We start from the raw sequence: 4,053 nt of genomic DNA, 5'->3' as shown, positions 1-4,053 counted from the left end.
AGCAAACGCATCATCCTGAAGGGAGAGCTGACGTCTCCTATTGATCCCCCCGACTCATGCCGCTTCGCGCCCCGCTGCAACTATGCTCGAAATATTTGCTTGGAAACCCCGCCTAAACTGCTGGAGATCTCCGACAATCATTTCGTCGCCTGTCACTTGGCGAGAGATCTCGGCGATATTTAGCGATCGAGGGCTTCATTGCATGAACAATCCAACAAGGGACAGAGCCTGGATGGAAGTCGACCTCGGCGTCATAGAGCGCAATTACCTCAATATCGAAGCAAAACTTCCTGAAGGGTGCCGGATCATGGCGGTTCTCAAAGCGAATGCCTATGGATTGGGGGCGGTGCCGATCGCAAGGGTTCTAGCGCGCCTGGACTGTCCCATCTTCGCGGTCGCCACACTCGAAGAAGCGATGGAGCTTCGGGAAAATCGAATCGACACCCCCATATTGATTCTTGGACCGGTCGACCCGGCCCACGGAGCGCTGTCCATCGAGCAAGGGTTTCAAGTCCCTTTCGTCGATTGTGAACAGGCAAAAAATCTCTCGGACGCAGCGTCGGCCCTGGGGAAAAAACTGGAAGGGCACATCAAGATCGATACTGGATTGAGCCGATGGGGCTTGGTCATCAAAAACCGATTTGACCAGTGCGTGTGCGAAATAGGGAAAATCATGTCATTGCCTGGATTGAGTGTCTCCGGTGTCTTCACGCACACCACCAACTTCCCTGCCGACCAGCTCGAGCTGGAAAGAGAAGAACTGGAACTGTTTGCCCGGGCCGTATCGAAACTCAGGACGATGAACCCCAGTCTGAAATTCCATTGTCTCAGCTCCGCCACCTTGCTGGATTTTCCCGAATACAGTTACGACTTCGCTCGTATCGGAGCCCTGTACGCGGGAATGCACCCGGAATACTCGTCGCGGTTCGGCGTTTCGCAGGCGGTCGCCCTGAAGGCGCGCGTCGTTCAGACGAAGTGGCTGGCTGGAGGAACGCCCGTCAGTTATGGGGCGGCATTCGTCACACCGCGTCCCACGCGCGTCGCCCTGACGTCGATCGGCTATGCGGACGGCCTGAGACGCAGCATCTCCAACAGAGGAGCGATGATCGTCCGAGGGAAAAAATCGCCGATTATCGGGAAAATATGCTGCGACACCACGATTCTCGACGTAACGGACATCCCGGAGGCAAAAGAGGGCGATGTCGTCACGATTTTCGGCCAAGATCAGGGTCAAGAGCAGTACGTTTATCATTACGCCGATCTTTACCCGGCCTCCATATCGGAAGTTACGGCGACTTTGACGTCTCGTGTTCCACGTTTTTATTCAAGGTGAGAAGAATAAATTTAAAAAGAGAGGTCAGCAGAAAAATGGACTATATTGACAGCGTGCTCGACGCAATTGGAAAGACACCTCTACTGAAACTCAATAAAGTAGGAAAAGATGTTGAAGCGAATGTATTCGTCAAGCTCGAGCACCTGAACCCCAGCGGAAGTTATAAAGACAGAATGGCTCTCGCGATGGTGGAGGCCGCTGAAAAAGGCGATACCTGGAACGGAAAAAAACTTCTGCCGGGGGGTCGAGTCGTCGAGGCCTCCGCTGGCAACACGGCGCCCGCCGTAGCGTTGGTCTGTGCCGTCAAGGGATACAAGTCGAAAATATTTTTGTACCGCTACAATTTCACTGACGGCGTCGACGCCAGGCTGAAAATCACTCAAGCTTACGGCCCCGAGGTAGCCATATCCAGCGAGCCCAATAAATATCTGCCAGAAGACGCGAAAGCCGCCTTTCAAGAAAATACGGACCTTCCCTATGTCATAGCGGGGAAGAAAGATTGCGCCCTCGAAGAAGAACAGGACTCGAACACGGTATGGGTGGACCAAATTTACAACAACGCCAATTATCTGGGGCAGATGGAAATCGGGCGGGAAATACACGCTCAGCTCGACGGAAAGATCGACGCCTTCGGTTGTTCCGTGAGTTCGGGAGCGTCGCTTTATGGGACGTGCCTGGGTTTGGAGGAAAAGGGCCTGCGGCCCGCGGTGACCTTCGGCGTTGTCCCCGAGGGGAGCGAACAATACTTCGACTTGCAGAACGAAGAGAGCGGCAAAAACGAATTTCACGTTTCGGACGTCAAGAAAAAAATTGCGGGGGCAATGGGCCTGGATAAATGGGTCACCCAACAGTCCATCGTCGAACAGATGGTGGCCGCGGGATATCCTGACAAATTTTTCTGCGTGACGGCGGAAGACGCCCGCGCGATGGCCAATCGCCTGTGCTCGGAGGAGGGCATTTACTGCGGCATGTCCTCGGGAGCCAATGTCGCGATTGCGCTCAAAATTGCTTCACGCCTCAAAAAAGGCCAGAATGTCGTGACGCTGATCGTCGACAGGCGCGACCGCTACCTCTCCGAATACCCCAACGACAAGTATGTAGTGTGACAAACTCGCGTCAATCAGTATAATCACAGGTTCCAGCAGATTCAACAGGGGAACAAGATAACGGCAGGGTCGCACGATCCTTCGACGGGAGGGTTTGCCGGACGGGAGTACGACGTTGGGGTGGACCCCGGCAAGCGCTCCAGGCTCAGACGAATAAGGACGTTGCAGAGATCCATGCGGGAGCGGCGAAGATCAACGCCGGTGCTAAGCAAGGGCATCTTGCATCACCAGATTTCAGCAGACGAACTTTCCCCTTTTTGACGCCCTTGCTAAGGAATTGTGTAATAATAACTTGTTCAATTACATTCTTTTCACCATATAGTTCCAACTCTCAAAAGGTGCGCTTTTGATGATAGGAAGTGCTTTGAGTTGTTCATCCGTAACCTTTTTTGATAGCTCGTACTCGGTATTATCGGTCTGACAAATAACTCTGAGACCAGTGGTTGTTGTCGTAGAGCCGATTAAGTTCACTGCTGTTTGTACATCAACCAGCGGCTTTCCCTGCCAATTCCTGGATATGAAACAAAAGAGCTTATGTTCGATTTTGTTCCACTTTGATGTTCCTGGAGGAAAGTGGGGGTAGTGGGATACGTGTATTTCAATCCCAACCCGCTCCGAAAACTGTGCAAGTTGGAATTTCCATAGCCTGACTCTCTTGCCGTTGCTACCGCCGCAGTCGCAGGTTATGAGCAGTTCTTTGGCATTCGGGAACGTGTGCTTGCCATGTTGCGTGAAAAGATACTGGATAAGCTGCAAGAGATGCGTTTGGAGGGGATGCGTGCGGCTTACGATGAAGTGTCGTCGATAGGTCAAAAGCAAGGGCACACGGCAGAGAAGGTCTTACTATCCTTGCTGGAAGCGGAAAGTGTGGAACGGCAGACGTGTGGGCTCCGGTATCGTCTGGCGCAGGCGAGATTTCCGGTTCAGAAAGAGGTGAGCGGATTTGATTTTACGGCGTCGGAGCTGGACGCCCCAAAGATAGAGGAACTTTGTGTAGGAGAGTTTTTGAATACGAAAGCAAGTGCTTCTTTGGTTACAGCGAATATTCCCCGCACCCAATACCCTGAGTGACTAACATATTTTCATCACGTTAACTCGATAGTATATTAAGCCCCCGGCTATGCCGGGGAGACCCAATAGAGCGGAAGCGATCCGTGAAGTAACAAGGCTCCTCTGACATAATGGCAATGGTTCCCAGGCCAAAGTCAAAATCAGAGGAGGTATCCGAATGGACGTAGAAACGTTAGCACACACGAAGTGGAATTGCATCTACCACATTGTGTTTATTCCGAAATACCGGCGCAAAAGCATGTACGGCAAAGTGAAAAAGGATATAAATGGAATACTACGCAAACTGTGTGAATACAAAGGAGTGGGAATTGTGGGTGGGGCGGTGTGTGCCGACCATATCCACATGTGCTTGAAGATCCCACCAAAGTTCAGCGTATCAGCATTTATGGGGTTTTTGAAAGGGAAAAGCGCACTGATGATATTCGAGAGGCATCCTGAATTTAAAAAGTATGGTGGCAGGCACTTTTGGGCGAGAGGATATTATGTCGATACGGTCGGACGCAATGAAGAACAAATTCTCAGGTACATAAAGGATCAAGAAGA

Annotated in this window: 7 protein-coding genes; 5 read left to right on the top strand and 2 right to left on the bottom strand. The window is 51.7% G+C overall.

The annotated features are described in order from the left end of the window. The 3 genes from LBJ36_03095 to LBJ36_03085 form a co-directional block, all read left to right on the top strand. The coding region (locus LBJ36_03095; protein MDR1378017.1) for a peptide ABC transporter ATP-binding protein at nt 1–183 on the top strand (183 nt) is incomplete at its 5' end. A 19-nt stretch (nt 184–202) separates the two neighbouring features. Then, the gene (gene alr, locus LBJ36_03090) at nt 203–1,333 is read left to right on the top strand and encodes an alanine racemase (protein ID MDR1378016.1); all 1,131 of its coding nucleotides are present in this window, start codon (nt 203–205) and stop codon (nt 1,331–1,333) included. 35 nt (nt 1,334–1,368) lie between these two features. Then, nucleotides 1,369–2,439, top strand: coding sequence for a cysteine synthase family protein (locus tag LBJ36_03085; protein ID MDR1378015.1), 1,071 nt, complete (start codon nt 1,369–1,371; stop codon nt 2,437–2,439). A 41-nt stretch (nt 2,440–2,480) separates the two neighbouring features. Here the strand turns inward: LBJ36_03085 and LBJ36_03080 are convergent, their stop codons facing one another. Together LBJ36_03080 and LBJ36_03075 are read right to left on the bottom strand one after the other, a co-directional pair. Then, nucleotides 2,481–2,657, bottom strand: a complete 177-nt coding sequence (locus LBJ36_03080; GenBank protein MDR1378014.1) for a hypothetical protein — start codon at nt 2,655–2,657, stop codon at nt 2,481–2,483. A gap of 82 nt (nt 2,658–2,739) precedes the next feature. Further along, complete coding sequence (locus tag LBJ36_03075; GenBank protein MDR1378013.1) at nt 2,740–3,264, bottom strand: hypothetical protein; 525 nt, start codon at nt 3,262–3,264, stop codon at nt 2,740–2,742. Between LBJ36_03075 and LBJ36_03070 the strand changes: the two genes are divergently transcribed. Both LBJ36_03070 and tnpA read left to right on the top strand, forming a co-directional pair. Continuing rightward, nucleotides 3,163–3,510 (top strand): ATP-binding protein, encoded by a 348-nt coding sequence (locus tag LBJ36_03070; GenBank protein ID MDR1378012.1) that lies wholly within the window; start codon nt 3,163–3,165, stop codon nt 3,508–3,510. The two genes, LBJ36_03075 and LBJ36_03070, sit on opposite strands and share 102 nt — an antisense overlap. Nucleotides 3,511–3,667: 157 nt before the next feature. Then, nucleotides 3,668–4,053 (top strand): IS200/IS605 family transposase (gene tnpA, locus LBJ36_03065; GenBank protein MDR1378011.1); only part of this gene is annotated, 386 nt, incomplete at its 3' end.

Source organism: Synergistaceae bacterium (assembly GCA_031267575.1).
Taxonomy (GTDB): domain Bacteria; phylum Synergistota; class Synergistia; order Synergistales; family Aminobacteriaceae; genus JAIRYN01.
Note: the sequence above shows the minus strand (reverse complement) of the source record. Positions and strands in the feature narration are given on the sequence as shown.